The organism is Bosea vestrisii (assembly GCF_030144325.1).
Taxonomy (GTDB): Bacteria; Pseudomonadota; Alphaproteobacteria; order Rhizobiales; family Beijerinckiaceae; genus Allobosea; species Allobosea vestrisii_A.
Genome location: NZ_CP126307.1, coordinates 2,422,008 through 2,439,924, shown reverse-complemented (window position 1 = coordinate 2,439,924; position 17,917 = coordinate 2,422,008). Strand labels below are relative to the sequence as shown.

Below are 17,917 nucleotides of genomic sequence, written 5' to 3'. Positions count from 1 at the left end.
CGCTCGGCCGCGATCGCCAACTGCAGCACGCGCAACTCTATCCCGCGTCGATACTGTGCACTTTCTGCCGGGAAGGCTACGGTCTTGTTACGGACCTGCACTCCGGGCCGGATGTTTTTTCTTGTTCTTGCGTGAACCTGTTCACGACAATCTGTCGAAACTGTCGGCGCGGGCGAGATCCCAGTTGCGGCGATAGAAGGCGTGCTCGCAGTGCCCGCTCACCAACTCGCCGGGCTCGAGGAAGACATGAAGGTCGGAGAAGAGCCGGATCTCGGTGGCGCTGACGCGGCGGACGAGATGGTGCGGGCCGAGCTCTTCGGGATGGGTCAGGCCGGCGGCCGCCAGCATGTCGGCCAGCGCGTGCAGCGTGTTGGCGTGGAAGCGGTGGACGCGCTGCGCTTTGTCCGGCACGACCAGCGCGCGTTGGCGGACGGCATCCTGGGTGGCGACGCCGGTCGGGCAGCGATTGGTGTTGCAGGACAGGGACTGGACGCACCCGAGTGCGAACATGAAGCCCCGCGCCGCATTGGCCCAGTCGGCGCCTATCGCGAGCACGCTGGCGATGTCGAAGGCGCTGACGATGCGCCCGGCCACGCCGATCTTGATCCTGTCGCGCAAGCCCGCGCCGACCAGCACATTGTGGACGAAGAGCAGGCCCTCGCGCATCGGCAGGCCGATATGGTCGCTGAACTCGACAGGGGCGGCGCCGGTGCCGCCCTCGGCGCCGTCGATGACGATGAAGTCGGGCACGATGCCGCTCTCCAGCATCGCCTTGACCATGCCCATGAACTCCCATGGGTGGCCGAGGCAGAGCTTGAAGCCGACGGGCTTGCCGCCCGAGAGCTCGCGCAATTGCGCGATGAAGGCCATCATCTCGAGCGGGGTCGAGAAGGCACTGTGGCTCGGCGGCGAGATGCAGTCGCGCCCGACCGGCACGCCACGCGTCGCCGCGATCTCGGGCGTAACCTTCGGCGCCGGCAGGATGCCGCCATGGCCGGGCTTGGCGCCCTGGCTCAGCTTGATCTCGATCATCTTGACCTGCGCGTCGACGGCCTGTCGGGCGAAGCGCTCGGGATCAAAGCGGCCCTCATCGTCGCGGCAGCCGAAATAGCCGCTGGCCACCTCCCAGACGATGTCGCCGCCACCTTCGCGGTGATAGGGGCTGATGCTGCCCTCGCCGGTGTCGTGGCTGAAGCGGCCGAGGCGGGCGCCGGTGTTGAGCGCCCGGATCGCATTGGCCGAGAGCGAGCCGAAGCTCATCGCCGAGATGTTGAAGACCGACGCCGAATAGGGCTGGCGGCACTGGTCGTTGCCGATGGTGATGCGGAAGCTCTCGGGGTCGGAGACCGGCGCCGGCCGGGTCGAATGGCCGATGAACTCGTAGCCCTCGCGATAGACGTCGAGCAGCGTGCCGAACGGGTGATCGCCGGCGAGGTTCTTGGCGCGGCGATAGACCAGCGAGCGCTGCGAGCGCGAGAATGGCGCAGCTTCCTCGTCCGCCTCGAACAGGTATTGGCGCAGTTCGGGCCGGACCAGCTCGGCGAACCAGCGGATATGGCCAATCACCGGATAGTTGCGCCGGATCGCGTGCTCGCTCTGGGCGAGGTCCCAGAGCCCGAGCAAGGCCAACACCGTCGCCAGCAGGCCGGGCAGCCAGAGCCAGTGATAACTGAAGGCCAGCGGAACCGCGATGAGCGCAACCAGAAGGCAGAAGACGAGCGTGGTGAACCGGCTCAGTCGCAACGTCATATCCGACACCTGTCCGAACGAGGTTCCCTTCTTCTAGCTTCGACAGATTCGAAAGACGACCGGTCAGAAGAGCGGCCGACCCTGCCGGCTAGGCATGCCCATAGGCGTCGGCGCCGTCTTCGCTCGCCGGTTCCTGCCGGTCGAAGGCTTCGAGCCAGCGCGACAGGCCGGGCAGCGTAGAAGCTGCCCGCAATTGCCGGAGTGCGACCCGAACGGTGTGGCGAGCGAACTTGTTCGCCGGCTCCCGAAAACCGGCTGGGTCCGAGCCGGAGCGGATCGCCTCCAGAAGCCGCTGCTTCAGTGCCGTGAGCTCGGGATCGCCGGTGGCGGCGAGTAGCGCCTGAAAGCGCTCATGCGCCGCGGCATCCCATGGCCTCGGCCGGGCCATCGCGTCCTTGAGCGGATGGGCCGGTACGAGATGGGCGACAGGCACCCAGCCCTCCGGAACCGGCTCGGTCGCCGCATGGGTGCGTCCGCTGCGCAGCAATTGCGGTAGCACATGGGTATGCGGCCCCTCCGGGCCCTTGCCGTCGGCGGGTGGGATCGGCTGGTAGACCTCGCAGCGGCCGGCCCGCGTGATGAAGACACGATGCGGTCCCTTGGCCACGATTGCTCCCATCGCCGGATTGCCGGCTTCGAACAGGCTCCTGCCGGCGATGGAGCGCAAGGTCGCGACCAGCGCGGGATCGTTGGTGCGGATGCAGATGTCGACCTGCAGCGTGCCGAGCCCCATGTCGAAGAGGATGCCGGCACGGTCCTGCGGCCGCAGCGCTGCCGCGTCGGGACCGAGCTCGGTCAGGACGCTGCGCCGGTTCATTGCGCAGGCCGCTTCCGGCAGACAGAGCGCGACGCGATGGCTCCAGCCCTGGCCGACGGCGGTCTCCGAGGCGAAAGGCTTCACCTGCGAGAGATCATCGAAACCGATGCCGCCGCGATCGGTGACGGCGAAGAGCCGGCTCTTTCCATCGCCGAGTTCGACCGGCTCACCGGGATCGCGCAGGAATTCGGCGATGGCGCCGAAAGTGCCGAGATTCCACTGCGTCGTCACGGTAGCGAGCTCGTCGCGGATCAGGCCGGTCACGTCGTCTGCCGTCATCGGCGGGATTCTCCATGGTTCAGAGCCTGCCAGGGCAGGACGAATTGTTCGCCGCCGCGCTCGCCGCGTGCGACCTCGATGCCGAAGGCGCGGGCAAGATTGCCGTCGTCGAGCACGGCGGCGGGCGGCCCGTCCGCAAGGATCCGTCCGCCAGCGAGGAGGGCGAGCCGGTCGCAGAAGCGCCCGGCGAGCGAGAGGTCGTGCAGCACGACGACGACGCCGGTGCCGGCGGCGGCGATGCGCCGGAACAGCGCCATCGCCTCGAGCTGATGGCGCGGGTCGAGCCCGACCAGCGGCTCGTCGGCGAGCAGCATCTCCGCCTCGACCGCCAATGCCCGCGCCAGCAGCACGCGCATGCGCTCTCCGCCGGAGAGGCTGTCGAGGCTGCGCTCGCGGAAGGCGGTCGCGTCGGTCGCGGCGAAGGCATTGCTGATCGCGGTCTGGTCGGTTTCGCTGAGATCGGCGAAGGGGCGGCGATGCGGCAGGCGCCCGAGCGCGACGACGGCCTCCGCCCGCATCTGCCATTGCACGCTGCCGCCCTGGGCGAGGAAGGCGAGCCGCTGCGCGAGGGCGCGGCGTCCCAGGGTTCTTGCGGGCTTGCCATCATAGAGCACCGTGCCCGCCGCTGATGGCAGCAGGTCGGCGAGGATGCGCAGCAAGGTGGTCTTGCCGGCACCGTTGGCTCCGATCAGGCCGACGAGCTCGCCGGGGCGCAGCGTAAGGTCGATCCCGGTGAGGATTGGCTTGCCGTCGAAGGCGATCGCAATGCCGTTCGCTTCGATACGCATCACGCCTCCCGCCGCAGGCGCTGGATCAGGCTGAACAGGAAGGGCGCACCGATCAAGGCGGTGACGACGCCGAGCTTGAGCTCGGGCCGGATCGGCATCAGCCGCAGTGCCGTGTCGGCAGCCAGTAAGAGGATTGCACCGCCGAAGCCGCTGACCAGCAGGAGCCGGCCGGGCTTGTGGCCGACCAGAGGGCGCAGGAGATGTGGCACGACGAGGCCGACGAAGCCGATCGCCCCGGTGACGGCGACAGCGCTGCCGACGGCGAGAGCTGCACCGCCGATAAGCCGCACCCGCAGCCAGGTCAGGTCGAAACCGAGGCTGCGCGCTGTGTCCTCGCCGAGCGTCAGCCCGTCGAGCGCCGGCGCACTGGAGAGGAGCAGGGCCCAGCCGACAAGCATCAGCGGCAGCACCAGCCAGACATGGATCAGGCTGCGATCGGCGAGCGAGCCCATCAGCCAAAACACGATCTCCAGCGCGGCATAAGGATTGGGCGCGAGGTTGAGTGCGAGCGAGGTCATCGCCCCGGCGAAGCTGTTGATCGCGACGCCAGCGAGGATCAGCGTCATCGTACCGGCGCCGCGACCGTTGAGGGCAAAGAGCATCAGCACCGCGAGCAGCGCCCCGGCGATGCCGCCAAGCGGCAGAGCGAGCGCGAAGGCGCCGGCGAAACCGGAATAGAACACCGTGACCGCGCCGAATGCGGCGGCACTGGAGATGCCGACGATGCCGGGCTCTGCCAGCGGGTTGCGCAGCAGGCCCTGCATCGCCGCGCCGGCGAGGCCGAGGCTGAAGCCGACGAGAGCACCGAGGATGGCGCGCGGCAGGCGCAATTCGACGAGCACGAGCGCAGGCAGGCTCTGTCGGCCGGCGATCCAGTCACTGAGCGCGGCGAAGATATCGAGCCGGGCATAGCCGACCGCGAGCGACAGCACGGTCATGGCGAGCGTGGCGGCAGACAGGAGGGCGACGAGGCGCCAATAGGACATCCTGTCGGATGCGGATGATGGCATGGCCGCGGTGCTCATGGTCGGCTTCCGGTCGGCGTCGGCGCTGCCGCATCGAGCAGCAATTCGATCGCGTCGATCACCGCCGGACCGGCGCAGGTCCAGAGCTTCGACGGCAAGGCGACGAGTTTCAGCCGGTCGCCGAGCCGGGCGAGGATGGGATGATGCAGGATCTCATGCGCCAGCGAAGGCGGGCCGTCGGGCGTGGTGTTGAGGATCAGGATATCGGCCTGCCCCAACGCGACAGTCTCGAGCGCGATCTGGCCGTAATTGTCGATGCCGAGCTCGGCGGCGAGGTTGGTCAGCCCCGCTGCCGTCAAGATCTCGTCGACGAGCGAGCCGCGCCCGGTGGTGAAGCCGTTCGGGCGCAGCACGATCGCGCGCCGATTCGTGGGGCGAGGGCGGTCGGCCAGCGCCGCGAGCCGCGCATCGATCCCGGCGATCAGGGCTTCGCCGTTCTGCTGCTCGCCGAGGAGCTTGGCCATGTCGCGGATCTGCGCGCGCATCTCGGCGAGGGTACCCGGCACGCCGAACTCGCGGACGGGCACGCCTACGCGCTTCAGCAGCGCGACGGTCGAGCGCGTCGTATAGGCGCCGGCGACGACGAGGTCGGGCTTGTACGCCAGCACCTCCTCGACCAGCCCGTGATTGGCGGGAATGACGAGGGCGCGCGCAGCCATATTGGCGTTGCGCGGGTCCTGCGACAGCCAGGTCACCGAGGCGACGTGCTTCGGTGATGCCAGCCGCAGCACCAGCTCGTCGGTGCACATGTTGAGCGAGACGATGCGCTGCGGCTTCGCCGGCGCATCGTCCGCGCTGGCGAGGCCGCCGGACGCCGCCAGCCAGAGACCGAGCGCGAGGGCGGCCAGTCGCCTCACAGGCTCATCCTGATCCCGCCGAAGGCGCTGAGGCCCGGTACCAGGAAGCCGACAGGGTTCTCGTAGCGCTTGTCGAACAGGTTATCGACGCGGCCGAACACGGTGAAACGCTCGTCGACCTTGTAGTCGGCGGCGAGGTTGACGATCGCGGCTCCCGGAGCGCGCAGGCGCGCAATCGAGAAGTCGCGATTCCCGTCCATGCGTTCGCCGAGATAGATCAGCGTCGCCGACAGCGTCAGCTTCTCGATCGGCATCCAGCTCGCGGTAACGCTGAGCTTGTGTCGCGGCCGGCGCAGCAGTTCCTGGCGCGCGGTCTCGTCCTTGGCGAGCGTGAAGGTGTAGTCGGCCCTGACCTTGAACTGAGGCGTCAGCTCGAGCGCCGCGAAGGCCTCGACGCCCTTGGTCGTGGCGCGCCCGATATTCGTATAGGAGGTGCGCGCGGCGTTGGTCAGGATCAGGTTGTCGATGTCGTTGTGGAAGTACGTCGCACCGACATTCAGCTGCCCGTTCAGCAGCGGCTGCTCGAAGCCGACATCCCAGCCGCGGCTTTCCTCCGGCTTGAGGGCCGGGTTGCCGTAGAAGTTGAAGGCCGGGCGGGAATCGCTGAAGCGTTCGCTCAGCGTCGGCGCCTTGAAGCCGGTGCCGTAGCTCGCCTTCAGCTTGGTTTCGCTGCCTGGCACGATGAGGACCGGTGCGATGCGATAGGTGGTGTGACCGCCGAACTTGTCGTCGTCATCGTAGCGGATGTTGGCGACGGTGAAGAAGCGGTCGGTCCAGTTCGATTGCAATTCGACGAAGGCGCCCCTGTTGCCGTTCGAGACCGTCTTGTTGGGCGTGTCGAAGCGCTCGTTCTCATATTGCAGGCCCATCATCAGGGTCTGGCTCTGGGTGAGCTTCAGGTCGCCGCGCCAGTCGTATTTGATGCGCTCGCCGAGGTTCTCGCTGGGCAAACCGAGGATGCCTGCGGCGTTCGGCCGGCGGTTGGAGCGATCCTGGTTGCTGTAGGAGACGCCGAAGCGGTTGACGAAGCGCCCGTCGAGCGGATCCCAGACGATCTCGCCGCGGGTGAAAGCCTGACGGTAGTTCTGACTGGAGCGGAAGGCATCCGGCAGGCTTGGGAAGCCGGAATCATTGGTGAACAGCAACTGCCCGTCGATATAGCGGCCGACCCAGTTGACGCTCAGCGTGTCGGTCAGGCGGGCGCCGAGGCGGGCGGAATAGCTCCAGTTGTCATAGGAATTGGGGTTGCGCCGCCTGCCGGCGGGCACGAGCTCCGGCGGCGTCACCGGCGTCGAATCAGCACGGAAATGACTGATGCCGAAAGCATAGTCGAAGCGGTCATCGCCGCCGCTGAGCCCGATGCTCTGGTTGAAGGTGCCGTGAGAGCCGGCCTCGACCGAGCCCGTGACTTTCGGCGGGCCTTCGCCGCGCTTGCTGATGATGGAGATGACGCCGCCCAGCGCATTGGCGCCATAGAGGCCGCTCTGCGGGCCGCGCAGCACCTCGATCCGCTCGATGTCGGCGGTCAGCATCTGGCCGAAATCGAAGGAGCGGTTCGGCGTCGAGGGGTCGTTCACCTCGATGCCGTCGATCAGCACCTTGACGTGGTTGGAGTTGGCGCCGCGCATGAAGACCGAGGTCAGCCCGCCCGGGCCGCCGGTCTGGACGAGGTTGAGGCCGGGCACTGCGGCGAGCGCCTGGGGCAGGGTGCGGCGCTGCTGGCGTTCGATCTCCTGCGCGGTGACGACGGTGACGGAGCTGGCGATTTCCCTGGCCGGGGTCGGCACGCCGGTCGGGCTGACGACGAGCTCGTCGAGCGCGATTGGCTTCTCGCCCGATTGCGCCAGTGCAGAGGGCGATATCAGCGTGGTCGAAGCGGCAAGCAGGGAGAGGGCAAGGCGCGAACGCCCGCTCTTGGCGGGCTTTGGCAAACGGAACACGGGAAACCTCGGCGGTAACGTCAGTGGCACGTCACCGCGAACGAGATGTCCCCACCCGCTCCCGAAACCGGGGGCGCATGGCTCTACCACCCATCAGCGCACCCCGGCCGATGTGTTCGCGTGTGACCACGGCTGACGGCAGGTCTCCTGGCTCGCGGGTCACCGCCTTTCACCGCCTTCCCAGGGCCGAGGTCCCAGTGGCGTATGGCGAAAGGCTCGCCGCTTACAGTTGCGGGGGCAGCCGCAGCATGAGGTGGCGAACCACCCGCACTGCGTTCCCTTTTGATCCCGTGAGGGAACCGTCGCGTTAACGACTAGGGCGGAAATGCGGCGGGGTCAATTCGGCCGGCCGATGGTGCCCTCGAATGGGCCGTTCAGAAGCTGTAGGCGGCTTTCACCTTGACCAGATGCTGGCTGAAATTGGTGATGTCGAGATCGCCCGGCACGCCCTTGGCCTTGCCGGCGATCTGGACATTGTAGGCCGCCGAGATGGCGAATTGCTTGGTCGCCTGCCAGAAGATGCCGGGGCCGGCGAAAGTGGCGTAGCCCGCGTTATCGCCGAAGCCGAGCTCGTTCTGGCGGCGCTGATGACGGACTTCACCGCTGAGATAGAGCCCGTCGATCAGCTGCCAGGCGAGCGAGCCGCCGACCGTGAAGGTCGAGGAGCGCAGATAGGGGCTGGGACCCGTCCAGGTCAGGTCGTGCGAGAGGTTGAGCGCGGCGTAGAGCTTGCCGGGGACCAGTGTCTTGTCGGCGAAAATGCGGATGCCGGTGTTGTAGGTGGTGAAGTTGCCGGCGCCGCTCGGGTCGTTGCGGTTGAAGCTTGGGTCGACGACGACGGTCAGGCCGATGCCGTGCAAATCGCGTCCGAGCAGGCGGTACTTTATCTCGACGCCGGCACCGAAGCTGCGGCTGTCGGCGCCCGTGCCCGCGATGGTGGCGTCGGTATAGCCGCCGAGCAGATAGGGGCCGATCTCGAAGCAGGGGAAGAGGCCGTAGGAGCCCTGGAGCTGGAGGCCGTGCGCGGCCTGGCGGCCGTCGCGGACGCCGAAGCCGCCGCCATAGGTCAGACTAGCGCCGAAGGAGCCGACTTCGGCGACGTCCGAACCAGTGGTGAAGCCGAAGGCGTCGGTCGGGATGCCCTCGCTCTCGGTACAGGCGGAGAGCACGGGCGGAGCAACCGGCGCGCCCTTGCGCGAGGGAAGATCGGCAGCAAGCGCCGGCGAGAGCAGGCTGGAGACGGCAAGGGCGAAGGCGGCGGGCTTGAGCATGACTGGCGATCCTGTTGACGAACCCACCCTACGCAAATGCGAATGAGTCGCAATATTGAATCGCCGATCACGGGATCATAACGTTACAATGTTGCAAATGGGTAACAGCGAGCCGGCTCAGCCTCGCGAGTTCACGGCATGCAAGCGCGTGAACGCCACCGGCGCGATCTCGGCCAGCGTCGCGATCGGCTTCCAGGCCGCGGCGTGCACTTCCTCTTCCTGGGCCGTCAGGGGCAAAGCCGGATCGGCGATGAAGAGATATTGCAGGTCGTGGTGGATATGCGGCGGTTCGCTCCGGCGCGGATTGCCCGGCACCTCGTGGCTGTCGATGGCGAAAGGCAGGTCGCCGCCGCGATGCCAGGGATGCAGCGTCGGGCTCGCGACGCCGGTCTCCTCGACCGCCTCGCGCAGCGCCGATTCGTGGAAGGTCGCGGCCGGTTCGTAGTGCCCGCCGGGCTGAAGCCAACGGCCGATCACGACATGGTCGATCAAGAGGATTTGCGCATGGTCGGGCGAGAGCACGAAGGCGCTGGTGGTGACATGGCCCGGCATGGTCTCGCGCTGGTCGAGCGCGTGGCGCTCGGCCATCTGCCAACGCAGCAGCGCCAGCCGCTCGCGCGGGCCAGCGACCTCGGCGAGATAGCGGGAGACGAGCGAATTGAGGCGGGGAAGGAAGCTCATGGCCTTGTGCTTCGCATCTCCGGCAGCGGCAGGGAAGGTGCCTGCCTCCGCCTCAGCGCAGCTTCAGCCGGTACTCCTCGAACTCGCCGTTCTTCACCCCGTCATAGCCGACGAGGACGCGTAATTCGTCGCGTTCCTCGGTCAGGACGGTGAGCGCCTCTGCCTTGGCATTCTTGCGCTGGCGCAACTCGCCGAGCTCGCGGGTAGCCGATGGATCGGCCGGGTCGAGCAGGACGATCGCATAGGGCACCTCCTGGTCCTGAGCCGGGCCGACGAGGACGAGGAGGCGGCCATCGGCGAGCGGGGCGAGGTCGCGCACGCCGCGCTGCGCTCCGGCCGAAAAGGCCAGGAGCTGCGGTTTAGTGGTCGCCGACTCGCTGCCCGGCTTGAACAGCTCTTTGAGGCTGCCGCCGACGAGGAAGGCGCGGCCATCGAGCGAGGGTGCGCGCAGGCCGAGCCAGAGCTGGTCGCCGACAACGGCGAGGCCTTCGATGTTCAGCCCGTTCGTGTCGGCATCGAGCGGCTTGCCGAGATAGGGCGCGACCTCGCCGGCCGCGCCGAGGAGGTCGGAGACACGCCAGCTCAGCTCGGGCGCACCGGCCTGGCCATTGCCGGGCGGGATGCGCGCCAGCAGGAAGGAGGAGGGGCGGTACTCGCCGCCATGGCGCGAGCAGCCATGCGAGCCGACGACATAGAAAGCGCGGTCGGCATAGGCGACGCCCTCGCCGTCGAACTCGCCAAAGCTGCCCGGCTTGGGGCAACCGATCGCCGGCTGGCGCCCGCTCACGGCGGGGGCGGTGTCGCCGACGAGCGGCAAGGAGCGCTCGGGCCGGATCGTCGTCTGCGTCAGCGTCGCGAACTGGGCGGCCCTGCTCTCGTCGTTGACGATCAGGCAGCGCCATTCGCCGCCGGCAGGCGGGCGGCAGGCGATGCCGCTGATGTCCTTGGCGGCCTTGCCCTTCTTGCCGGCGAAATCCGAGGTCGCCTCGATCTTGCGTTCGGGATTCAGTGGTTCGGCGCGGGCGGGGGCGGGGGCGAGCAAAGCGAGGGCGCAAAGGGTGGGCAGGATCGAAAGCCGCATGGCCTTGCTCCAGTGGAAAGAGGCGAGATAGGCGTGGCGGCGACGAGTTTCAAAGGCCGGAGTGCCGATTCTTGCGCCGGGCAAGGACATCCTGTTGCAGGAGCGATCCTCTTCCTTCGGGATGAGGGGGCAGTTCCTACAGCCTCCTTCTCCCCTCGGGGAGAAGGTCCGGCAGGGGATGAGGGCGGAACGACTGGGTGGAGACGCGGCGCTGCCCTCATCCGTCAGCGCTTCGCGCTGCCACCTTCTCCCCCGAGGGGAGAAGGGTTCGCGTTCCGCTTCCCGCGCCCAAGCATCTTCTTCGCCCGCAGGCTGATCCCGCGGGCGTTGTCGCGATCGAGGGGCAGCGGAGCGCCGCGAGGCGCGTTTGGTATCCGCTTCCATTGAGCCAGGAAGCGGCGCGGATGGATTACATCCGCACGCCCCGTGGCGCTCCGCCTCCGGCGATTTTAAAGCTCCGGGCCGCGCTTCTTTCGGACGCACCGCCGATCCCGCCCGCCGCCTTCGCCAGTTCCCCTCATCGGGTCGTCGCGTCGGCGGCCGGGCGGCTGGTCATCGAGGGTAAGTCCAGCTAGCGAGCTCCTCGCGCAGGGGCCGTAGTACCCCCAGGTCGGTTCCCGAAGCCTCCCGGGAGCGAGGCGCAACCCTCGCCCGCAGGCGCCGCACCCACCCCGCCAAACGACATGCCTCCGGATGGCCGCCCCTCGGGGATGGGATGCCGCGGATTATATGGGAGGTTGGGAGGGCGGGGATAAGGTTGCGGGCTGTCCCCGCGAGCGAGCGTTAAGTGTCGGCTTCCGACCCATGTCGGACACGCTTTTGCATCGAAATGGCAGTTCGCGACTGGCTGGACGTCCCGTCAAACGCCGGATGTAGGCGCTGACCGGGATGCCTCTTCCGCTAAGCGCTTCTCGACTTCCGCTTTGAAGTGTTCAGTGGGTTCGCGCGTCGCTTCGTCAAAATCGGCGGGCAAAAATTGATATTGAATGGCAAAACAAACTATGAGCGTATAGATCATCAATAACATGAACACTGCCGCGTAGCTGATTGCTTTTCCTAACATTCGCACGTCGGAATTATATATCTCATACGCGGAGGTCATTATCGCGGCAGATGGGTATGCCAACATTAGCGCTAGAAATATAAACATTAATTTACCAATCAGATCGAATACAAAATGATGTACTCGCCCCGATTTTTCGCCGAAATATGAGGGCACGAGCGCATCAGATCAGTTTCCGGGTGACTTTCTGTTGATAAATATGATATTAAATTGATTAACATTAATATTCTGGCCAAGTCTAATCATGATCTGATTGATGACTTGCAGGTCCAACATTAAGAGTGTCGTGCGCAGAAGCAGTGACGCTGTAACGAAACTGAGTATCGGCGAAAGATCTTTGCTAAAGTCGACACTTAATCCCGATCCGATCGTCACTTTTCCGGAAACGAGATCGAAAAATGTGATCAGGGAAGCGGCAAGAAATGTGGCTCCTGCACTCTTGCCCATCTCCGCATCGACGGCCGCTTTTTTGTCGACGATCTCGTTAAGAAATTCAGGAGTGTAGAAGCGTTGCCCAAATTCTCGCCTGAGCAAAGCGTCAAAGGATCGCCCCAGACGCTCTATCAGTGACATTTTGAGTAGATCAGGTGCATCCGGAATTTTGCTCACTGGCGAATCTCCGTTGATCTGATGATCCGTCAAAATGCGTTGCTGCAATTGGCGCTAGGGCAAGCAGCAGCCGGAAACGATGGGCGGCGCGATGAAACTCACCGAAAATCGGTTAAATGCCAATCATGTTCCCGGATCGTTCGTGGGAGTTGTCCACGCCTGATTCGGTCAGGCCTTCGGAGAAGCGCCTGCAAACGACGCGACTGTGCTCTCTCGCCAACGAGGTCCGTTTATTGGCAGTGGTCCAATGTTTGGTTGTGGCGCTCTGTCGATAAGAGGACGTTCGCCGATCGGGCGTCATTGTCCGCTTGCGACCCAAAGCGGACAAAGGCCGAAATCCACGGCCAAGCGTGAAAGGGTAAACCCGCGCCACCCTTGAGCGGCGCGGGTGTCGATCAGCCCAGCTTCCCATAAGCCGGCACGGTCAGGAACTCCTCGAACTCCGGCGCCAGCGAGAGTTTTGAGAACAGCTCGATCGCCTCGGGGAAGCGGCCCTTGTCGTAGGCTTCGGCGCCGAGCTCTCCCTTTACCCGCGCCATCTCCTCGGGCAGGCAGCGCTTGAACAGTTCGGCGTCGACCTTGGCCCCGCCCTCAAGCTCTGCGCCGTACTGGACGAACTGCCAGATCTGGGCGCGGCTGATCTCGGCGGTCGCGGCGTCCTCCATCATGTTGTAGATCGGCACCGCACCGCGGCCGCGCAGCCAGGCTTCGAGATACTGCACGCCGACGCGGATGTTCTCGCGGAAGCCGGTCTCGGTGCGGGTGCCCTCGTGGACCTCCAGGAGGTTCTCGCGGCTGACCTCGACGTCCTCGCGTTTCTTGTCGAGCTGGTTCGACTGCGGCATCAGCCGGTCGAACACTTCCATCGCCACCGGCACGAGGTCCGGATGGGCGACCCAGGTGCCGTCATGGCCGTCGCCGGCCTCGCGCTCCTTGTCGGCCTTGACCTTGGCGAAGGCCGCGGCATTGGCCTCGGGGTTGTTCTTGACCGGGATCTGCGCCGCCATGCCGCCCATGGCGAAGGCGCCGCGGCGGTGGCAGGTCTTGATCAGCAAGAGGGAATAGGCGCGCAGGAAGGCCTTGGTCATCACCACCTGCGAGCGATCGGGCAGGACGAAGGCCTTGTTGCGGGCGAGCTTCTTGATGAAGGAGAAGATGTAGTCCCAGCGGCCGCAATTGAGGCCGGCCATGTGCTCGCGCAGCTCGTAGAGGATCTCGTCCATCTCGAAGGCGGCCGGCAGGGTCTCGATCAACACGGTCGCCTTGATCGTCCCTAGCTTGAGGCCGAGCGCGGTCTGCGCCGCGACGAAGACGTCGTTCCAGAGCCTGGCCTCGAGATGGCTCTCGAGCTTGGGCAGGTAGAAATAGGGGCCAGAGCCCTGCGCCAGCGCTGCCTTGGCATTGTGGAAGACATAGAGGCCGAAATCGACCAGCGCGCCGGAGGCGATCTCGCCATCGATCTCGATATGGCGCTCCGGCAGGTGCCAGCCGCGCGGGCGGACGATCAGGACGGCCGGCTTGTCCTTGAGCTTGTAGGCCTTGCCCGAGGTCGCATCGGTGAAGTCGATCCTGCCGGCCCAGCGGTCTTTCAGGTTGATCTGGCCTTCGACCATGTTGGCCCAGACCGGCGAGGAGGCATCCTCGAAATCGGCCATGAAGACCTTGGCGCCGGAGTTCAGCGCGTTGACGATCATCTTGCGGTCGACCGGCCCGGTGATCTCGACGCGTCGATCCTGCAGATCGGCCGGGATGGCTGCGACCTTCCAGTCGCCCTCGCGGATATGGCGGGTCTCGGCCAGGAAATCCGGGGTCTCACCGGCGTCGAAGCGCTTCTGGCGCTCCTTGCGCACGGCGAGCAGGCGCTTCCTGGTCTCGTTGAAGCGGCGCTGCAGCCCGGCGACGAAGGCGAGCGCGTCATGGCTCAGGACCTCGTCATAGCGCTCGGCGAGCGCGCCCTTGACGACGACGCCGGCGGGAAGATTCAGGCTGGTCGGGGCTGTCATGGCTCTTGTCTCTCTCACCTACATCAGGTGGGCGCAGTATGCAGCTTTCCGATTTTATCGGGAATAGCAGAGGATGTCAGATGATCTGATCCAAAACAGAAACAATGCCGTTTCACCGCGAAAGCGGCCCTGACTACGCCATTGCAAGTGCGTGTCACGGCGCGGGGCGTGCCGGTTGACGATCAGGGGATTTGTTCATGACCGCCACCCGCCTCGGCCTTTTGACCGCCGCGCTTGCGACCTGCCTGTCGGCCGCACCGGCCATCGCCCAGAACCGCTGCGCCGTCACCGACCCGACCGGCACGCCGCTCAACATCCGCGAGACGCCCAATGGCGAAATCATCGGCTACGTCAGCAACGGCGCCGGCATCAGGGTGATGAACACGTCCTTCGACGAGCGCGGCCGGCCCTGGGCCCTGATCAGCCCGCGCGGTCGCAACCATGTGGTGGGCTGGGTCTATCGGGAGTTTGTCTCCTGCTACTGAGACAGGCCGCTATGACTAGTTGGCGATAGGACCGCGGGAAACCCTCTCCCGTAGGGAGAGGGCAGGGTGAGGGGTAGGCCCTGTGACCAGTTCCGCGAGACCTGACCGCGCGGGTGGGTTCAGGCTCACGATTTCTCTCCCGAACACCTCACCCCTACCCCTCTCCTTCCAGGAGAGGGGATCCCGCGACTTATCCCGTCAACTCGCCGAACCGCTTCAGGAACGCCGCCTGCGCCTGTTCCGTCGCCTGCGGCTCGAGTAGCGCCAGCACCTCGCGCGGCAGGGCCTGAGGTCGACCGAAGAAGCGCAGGGCTTCCTCGCGCTCGAAGCCGGCGAGCTCGGTCGCTTCGAGGAAGGCCGATATCTTGTCGGCGTCCTTGGTCTTGCGCTTGAGCGCCGCCGGCGTTGCGGCCGGCAAGCCGAAACGCAGATGGATCGCCGCCAGCAGGCGCAGTTCGACGCCCTTGTAGGCGTCGCCCATCACTGCCTTGAACGGCGAGATCATGTCGCCGATGACGTATTCTGGTGCATCGTGCAGCAGCGCCATCAGCCGCCACTCGCGCGGCCAGTCCGGATTGAGATGGCCGGCGATCGCCTCGACCAGGAGGCTGTGCTGCGCCACCGAGAAGGAATGGGCGCCGCGCGTCTGGCCGTTCCAGCGGGCGACGCGGGCAAGGCCGTGGGCGATGTCCTCGATCTCGACATCGAGCGGGGAAGGATCGAGCAGGTCGAGCCGCCGGCCCGAAAGCATGCGCTGCCAGGCGCGCGGCGGGACAGGCAGCTTCGCCATCAGGCGGCGGGGCGCGTGTCGCGCGCCAGCGCCGCGCATTCCTGCCAGCGGAAGCAGCCGGTGAGATGGTCGTTGACCATGCCGCAGGCCTGCATCACCGCATAGACGATGGTCGGGCCGCAGAAGGTGAAGCCGGCGGCTTTGAGTTCCTTGGAGATCGCCTTCGACACCGCGGTCTCGGCCGGCACGCCCTCATGGGTCCGGAAGCTATTCTGGACCACCCGCCCGTCGAGATGCTTCCAGAGAAATTCGGTGAAGGGGCCCTTCTCGCTCAGCCTGAGATAGGCCTGCGCATTGCGGATCGTGCCCTCGATCTTGCCGCGATGGCGAACGATGCCGGCATCGGCGAGCAACCGCTGGACATCGGCCTCGCCGAAGCGGGCGACCGTTTCCGGCTCGAAACCGGCGAAGCCGGCGCGGAAGGCGTCGCGCTTCCTCAGAATGGTGATCCAGGACAGGCCGGCCTGGAAGCCGTCGAGCATCAGCTTTTCCCAGAGCGTGCGGGAATCATATTCCGGTACGCCCCATTCGGTGTCGTGATAGGCGAGATAGAGCGGATCGCTCCCCGGCCAGATGCAGCGATATTTGCCGTCCGGACCCTCGACCGCCTCGCGCCCGCTCATGCTGCCGCTCCGAATTCTGGCTCACCGGGATAGGGAAACCGGATGAAGGACGGCTTGCTCGCCAGCGTGAAGGCGAGACCACCAGCATCGAGCGTGTGACCGGCGGCGAGCGCATCCGCCACGCGATCGAGCCGGAGCAAAGCAAGGCCGCGGCCGCCGGCACAGGAACCGACGCGGCCGATCAGCTTGCTCCCGGCGCTGGCCTCGACACCGTCCTCCGGATTCAAGCCCTCGCTGAAGACGATCGGTACGACGCGCGAGCGGGCGGTGCCGCGATGCTGCATGCGCGAGACGACCTCCTGGCCGATATAGCAGCCCTTCTTGAAGGAGACGCCGCCGAGCTGATCGAACAGCGCCTCGTGCGGGAAGGTGTCGCCATAGAGGAAGTCGCGGCCGCCATCGGGGATGCCGAGGCCGATGCGGTGGGCGTGGTAATCGTCCAGACTGGCATCCACGAGCTCGTCGGCGCCATCCAGGTCGACGATGGCGCGCTCGCCGAGCTCAGGGACGCGCGGATCGGCATAGACCAGCCCGGCATCGGCGGGCAGCTTGCCGCCATCGGTCGCAGCGATCACCGTCGCCGTCTCGCTGAGATCGCCGAGCGTGACCTTGGCGCGCAGCTTGTAGAGCTTCAGCTTCTTCATCAGGTCGGCGGTCTGGAGCAATGGCGTGTCGAGCAGGAAGCCGCCGCCCTCGGCATCCGGAACGGCGATGACGAAGAAATCGCCGATGATCTTGCCTTGCGGTGTCAGCAGTCCGCCATAGCCGGCGCGTTCGGCCGTGACGGTCTCCATCGCGTTGGTGACGATGTTCTCGAGGAAATCGCGGGCGTCGTCGCCGCTGACGCGGATGACGCCGCGGTCGACCAGTCTGGTTGCCGGCATGGCTGAGCTCTTTCAGCGATCGCTGTTTCGGCGCGGGCGCCGTTCGCCCCGATAGTTAGGGTGCTTCGCCCCGGGGCTCAACCGGTGTGGCGAGCGAGCCAGGATTCGGGTGCCGTCCTCCGCCAGGAGTCGATCGCAGATTTTTTCGGGAGGCTGTCGATCCCGGCTTTTCTCGTTCGACGTGTCAGCAAGAAGCAGCGGAAGGCCGCAGATCATTGCGGCGCCCGCCCGAGCTTCGGAGACGTGCTGCGGGACGAGGCTCCCGCGAGTTCGGGAGAATGATCATGAGACAAGTCGTTGCCGCCACTTTCGTGTCCCTCGACGGCGTCATGCAGGCACCAGGCGGCCCGCAGGAGGATCCGCAAGGCGGCTTCAGCCATGGCGGCTGGACCTTCCACCATTGGGACGATGCGATGGGCAAGGTGATGGACAAGGTCCTGACCGACGAGTTCGACCTGCTGCTCGGGCGCCGGACCTACGACATCTTCGCGGCGCACTGGCCCTATGCCGGCGACGATCCGATCGCGGTCAAGTTCAACGCGATCACCAAATATGTCGCGACCTCCGAGCCGCAGTCGCTGACCTGGCAGAACACCGTCGCGCTGCGTGGCGATCCCGCCGCAGAAGTCGCGGCGCTGAAGCGGCAGGATGGGCCGAAGCTCCTGCTGCAGGGCTCGAGCGAGCTGATCCAGGCGCTGCTGGCCAAGGACCTGATCGACGAGATCACGCTGCTGACCTTCCCGGTCGTGCTCGGCAAGGGCAAGCGCCTGTTCGGCTCGGGCGCCATGCCCGCCGCGTTCAAGCTCGCCCGGAGCAGCGTCTCGAGCACCGGCGTGCTCATGGCGACCTATCGCCGCGAGGGCGAGGTCACCACCGGCTCGTTCGAATTCGCGGAGCCGAGCGCCGCCGAAATCGCTCGCCGCGAAAAATATGCGGCCAAGGGCTGAAAATTCTTTCGGAGCCTGTCGATCG

At 66.1% G+C, this 17,917-nt stretch carries 17 protein-coding genes and 1 riboswitch; of the genes, 2 read left to right on the top strand and 15 right to left on the bottom strand.

Going from position 1 to position 17,917, the window contains the following annotated elements; translation table 11 throughout:
• Window positions 1-141: 141 nt before the first annotated feature.
• The 12 genes from QO058_RS12155 to aceB all read right to left on the bottom strand — a co-directional run bounded on the left by QO058_RS12155 (window position 142) and on the right by aceB (window position 14,163).
• Window positions 142-1,749 carry an FMN-binding glutamate synthase family protein gene (locus QO058_RS12155; RefSeq protein ID WP_284172289.1) on the bottom strand — a complete coding sequence of 536 codons (1,608 nt, stop codon included), beginning with the start codon at window positions 1,747-1,749 and terminating at the stop codon, window positions 142-144.
• Window positions 1,750-1,837: 88 nt separating this feature from the next.
• Complete coding sequence (locus QO058_RS12150) at window positions 1,838-2,845, bottom strand: DUF6925 family protein (protein WP_284172288.1); 1,008 nt, start codon at window positions 2,843-2,845, stop codon at window positions 1,838-1,840.
• Window positions 2,842-3,633 (bottom strand): ABC transporter ATP-binding protein, encoded by a 792-nt coding sequence (locus QO058_RS12145; protein ID WP_284172287.1) that lies wholly within the window; start codon window positions 3,631-3,633, stop codon window positions 2,842-2,844. Before QO058_RS12145 ends, QO058_RS12150 begins: the two co-directional genes overlap by 4 nt.
• Complete coding sequence (locus QO058_RS12140; protein ID WP_284172875.1) at window positions 3,633-4,619, bottom strand: FecCD family ABC transporter permease; 987 nt, start codon at window positions 4,617-4,619, stop codon at window positions 3,633-3,635. Before QO058_RS12140 ends, QO058_RS12145 begins: the two co-directional genes overlap by 1 nt.
• Window positions 4,620-4,654: 35 nt before the next feature.
• On the bottom strand, window positions 4,655-5,515 hold the full coding sequence (locus tag QO058_RS12135; RefSeq protein ID WP_284172286.1) for an ABC transporter substrate-binding protein: 861 nt from the start codon (window positions 5,513-5,515) through the stop codon (window positions 4,655-4,657).
• Window positions 5,512-7,455, bottom strand: a complete 1,944-nt coding sequence (locus tag QO058_RS12130; protein WP_284172285.1) for a TonB-dependent receptor plug domain-containing protein — start codon at window positions 7,453-7,455, stop codon at window positions 5,512-5,514. The genes QO058_RS12135 and QO058_RS12130 overlap by 4 nt, the downstream gene beginning before the upstream one ends.
• A 120-nt stretch (window positions 7,456-7,575) precedes the next feature.
• Window positions 7,576-7,772, bottom strand: a riboswitch (cobalamin riboswitch).
• Between the two features lie 57 nt (window positions 7,773-7,829).
• Window positions 7,830-8,726, bottom strand: coding sequence for a hypothetical protein (locus QO058_RS12125; RefSeq protein ID WP_284172284.1), 897 nt, complete (start codon window positions 8,724-8,726; stop codon window positions 7,830-7,832).
• 117 nt (window positions 8,727-8,843) lie between these two features.
• Window positions 8,844-9,407, bottom strand: coding sequence for an NUDIX hydrolase (locus tag QO058_RS12120; protein WP_284172283.1), 564 nt, complete (start codon window positions 9,405-9,407; stop codon window positions 8,844-8,846).
• A gap of 52 nt (window positions 9,408-9,459) precedes the next feature.
• On the bottom strand, window positions 9,460-10,488 hold the full coding sequence (locus tag QO058_RS12115; protein ID WP_284172282.1) for a DUF3616 domain-containing protein: 1,029 nt from the start codon (window positions 10,486-10,488) through the stop codon (window positions 9,460-9,462).
• An 859-nt stretch (window positions 10,489-11,347) separates the two neighbouring features.
• Entirely contained in the window at window positions 11,348-11,515 is a 168-nt protein-coding gene (locus tag QO058_RS12110) for a hypothetical protein (RefSeq protein ID WP_284172281.1), read from the bottom strand.
• A 204-nt stretch (window positions 11,516-11,719) separates the two neighbouring features.
• The gene (locus tag QO058_RS12105) at window positions 11,720-12,160 is read right to left on the bottom strand and encodes a hypothetical protein (protein ID WP_284172280.1); all 441 of its coding nucleotides are present in this window, start codon (window positions 12,158-12,160) and stop codon (window positions 11,720-11,722) included.
• A gap of 395 nt (window positions 12,161-12,555) precedes the next feature.
• On the bottom strand, window positions 12,556-14,163 hold the full coding sequence (gene aceB, locus QO058_RS12100) for a malate synthase A (RefSeq protein WP_284172279.1): 1,608 nt from the start codon (window positions 14,161-14,163) through the stop codon (window positions 12,556-12,558).
• A 197-nt stretch (window positions 14,164-14,360) separates the two neighbouring features.
• Between aceB and QO058_RS12095 the strand changes: the two genes are divergently transcribed.
• Window positions 14,361-14,648: a peptide-binding protein gene (locus QO058_RS12095; RefSeq protein ID WP_284172278.1), complete on the top strand. Its 288-nt coding sequence runs from the start codon at window positions 14,361-14,363 to the stop codon at window positions 14,646-14,648.
• A 190-nt stretch (window positions 14,649-14,838) separates the two neighbouring features.
• On the opposite strand, the gene QO058_RS12090 is transcribed toward QO058_RS12095, so the two are convergent.
• Genes QO058_RS12090 through ygfZ form a run of 3 tightly spaced genes read right to left on the bottom strand, consistent with a single transcriptional unit; the run spans window position 14,839 to window position 16,945 of the window.
• Complete coding sequence (locus tag QO058_RS12090; protein ID WP_284172277.1) at window positions 14,839-15,438, bottom strand: YfbR-like 5'-deoxynucleotidase; 600 nt, start codon at window positions 15,436-15,438, stop codon at window positions 14,839-14,841.
• Window positions 15,438-16,061: a DNA-3-methyladenine glycosylase I gene (locus QO058_RS12085; RefSeq protein WP_284172276.1), complete on the bottom strand. Its 624-nt coding sequence runs from the start codon at window positions 16,059-16,061 to the stop codon at window positions 15,438-15,440. The genes QO058_RS12090 and QO058_RS12085 overlap by 1 nt, the downstream gene beginning before the upstream one ends.
• The gene (ygfZ, locus tag QO058_RS12080) at window positions 16,058-16,945 is read right to left on the bottom strand and encodes a CAF17-like 4Fe-4S cluster assembly/insertion protein YgfZ (RefSeq protein WP_284172275.1); all 888 of its coding nucleotides are present in this window, start codon (window positions 16,943-16,945) and stop codon (window positions 16,058-16,060) included. The genes QO058_RS12085 and ygfZ overlap by 4 nt, the downstream gene beginning before the upstream one ends.
• A gap of 284 nt (window positions 16,946-17,229) precedes the next feature.
• Here ygfZ and QO058_RS12075 point away from each other — a divergent pair, with 284 nt between their 5' ends.
• Window positions 17,230-17,892 carry a dihydrofolate reductase family protein gene (locus QO058_RS12075; protein WP_284172274.1) on the top strand — a complete coding sequence of 221 codons (663 nt, stop codon included), beginning with the start codon at window positions 17,230-17,232 and terminating at the stop codon, window positions 17,890-17,892.
• The last annotated feature ends 25 nt before the right edge of the window (window positions 17,893-17,917 follow it).

What these genes read in the sequence shown, in the direction of transcription:
- QO058_RS12155 (WP_284172289.1), bottom strand. Translation starts at nt 1,749, where the DNA reads ATGACGTTGCGACTGAGCCGGTTCACCACGCTCGTCTTCTGCCTTCTG.
- QO058_RS12150 (WP_284172288.1), bottom strand. Translation starts at nt 2,845, where the DNA reads ATGACGGCAGACGACGTGACCGGCCTGATCCGCGACGAGCTCGCTACC.
- QO058_RS12145 (WP_284172287.1), bottom strand. Translation starts at nt 3,633, where the DNA reads ATGCGTATCGAAGCGAACGGCATTGCGATCGCCTTCGACGGCAAGCCA.
- QO058_RS12140 (WP_284172875.1), bottom strand. Translation starts at nt 4,619, where the DNA reads ATGTCCTATTGGCGCCTCGTCGCCCTCCTGTCTGCCGCCACGCTCGCC.
- QO058_RS12125 (WP_284172284.1), bottom strand. Translation starts at nt 8,726, where the DNA reads ATGCTCAAGCCCGCCGCCTTCGCCCTTGCCGTCTCCAGCCTGCTCTCG.
- QO058_RS12120 (WP_284172283.1), bottom strand. Translation starts at nt 9,407, where the DNA reads ATGAGCTTCCTTCCCCGCCTCAATTCGCTCGTCTCCCGCTATCTCGCC.
- QO058_RS12115 (WP_284172282.1), bottom strand. Translation starts at nt 10,488, where the DNA reads ATGCGGCTTTCGATCCTGCCCACCCTTTGCGCCCTCGCTTTGCTCGCC.
- QO058_RS12110 (WP_284172281.1), bottom strand. Translation starts at nt 11,515, where the DNA reads ATGTTATTGATGATCTATACGCTCATAGTTTGTTTTGCCATTCAATAT.
- aceB (WP_284172279.1), bottom strand. Translation starts at nt 14,163, where the DNA reads ATGACAGCCCCGACCAGCCTGAATCTTCCCGCCGGCGTCGTCGTCAAG.
- QO058_RS12095 (WP_284172278.1), top strand. Translation starts at nt 14,361, where the DNA reads ATGACCGCCACCCGCCTCGGCCTTTTGACCGCCGCGCTTGCGACCTGC.
- QO058_RS12090 (WP_284172277.1), bottom strand. Translation starts at nt 15,438, where the DNA reads ATGGCGAAGCTGCCTGTCCCGCCGCGCGCCTGGCAGCGCATGCTTTCG.
- QO058_RS12085 (WP_284172276.1), bottom strand. Translation starts at nt 16,061, where the DNA reads ATGAGCGGGCGCGAGGCGGTCGAGGGTCCGGACGGCAAATATCGCTGC.
- ygfZ (WP_284172275.1), bottom strand. Translation starts at nt 16,945, where the DNA reads ATGCCGGCAACCAGACTGGTCGACCGCGGCGTCATCCGCGTCAGCGGC.
- QO058_RS12075 (WP_284172274.1), top strand. Translation starts at nt 17,230, where the DNA reads ATGAGACAAGTCGTTGCCGCCACTTTCGTGTCCCTCGACGGCGTCATG.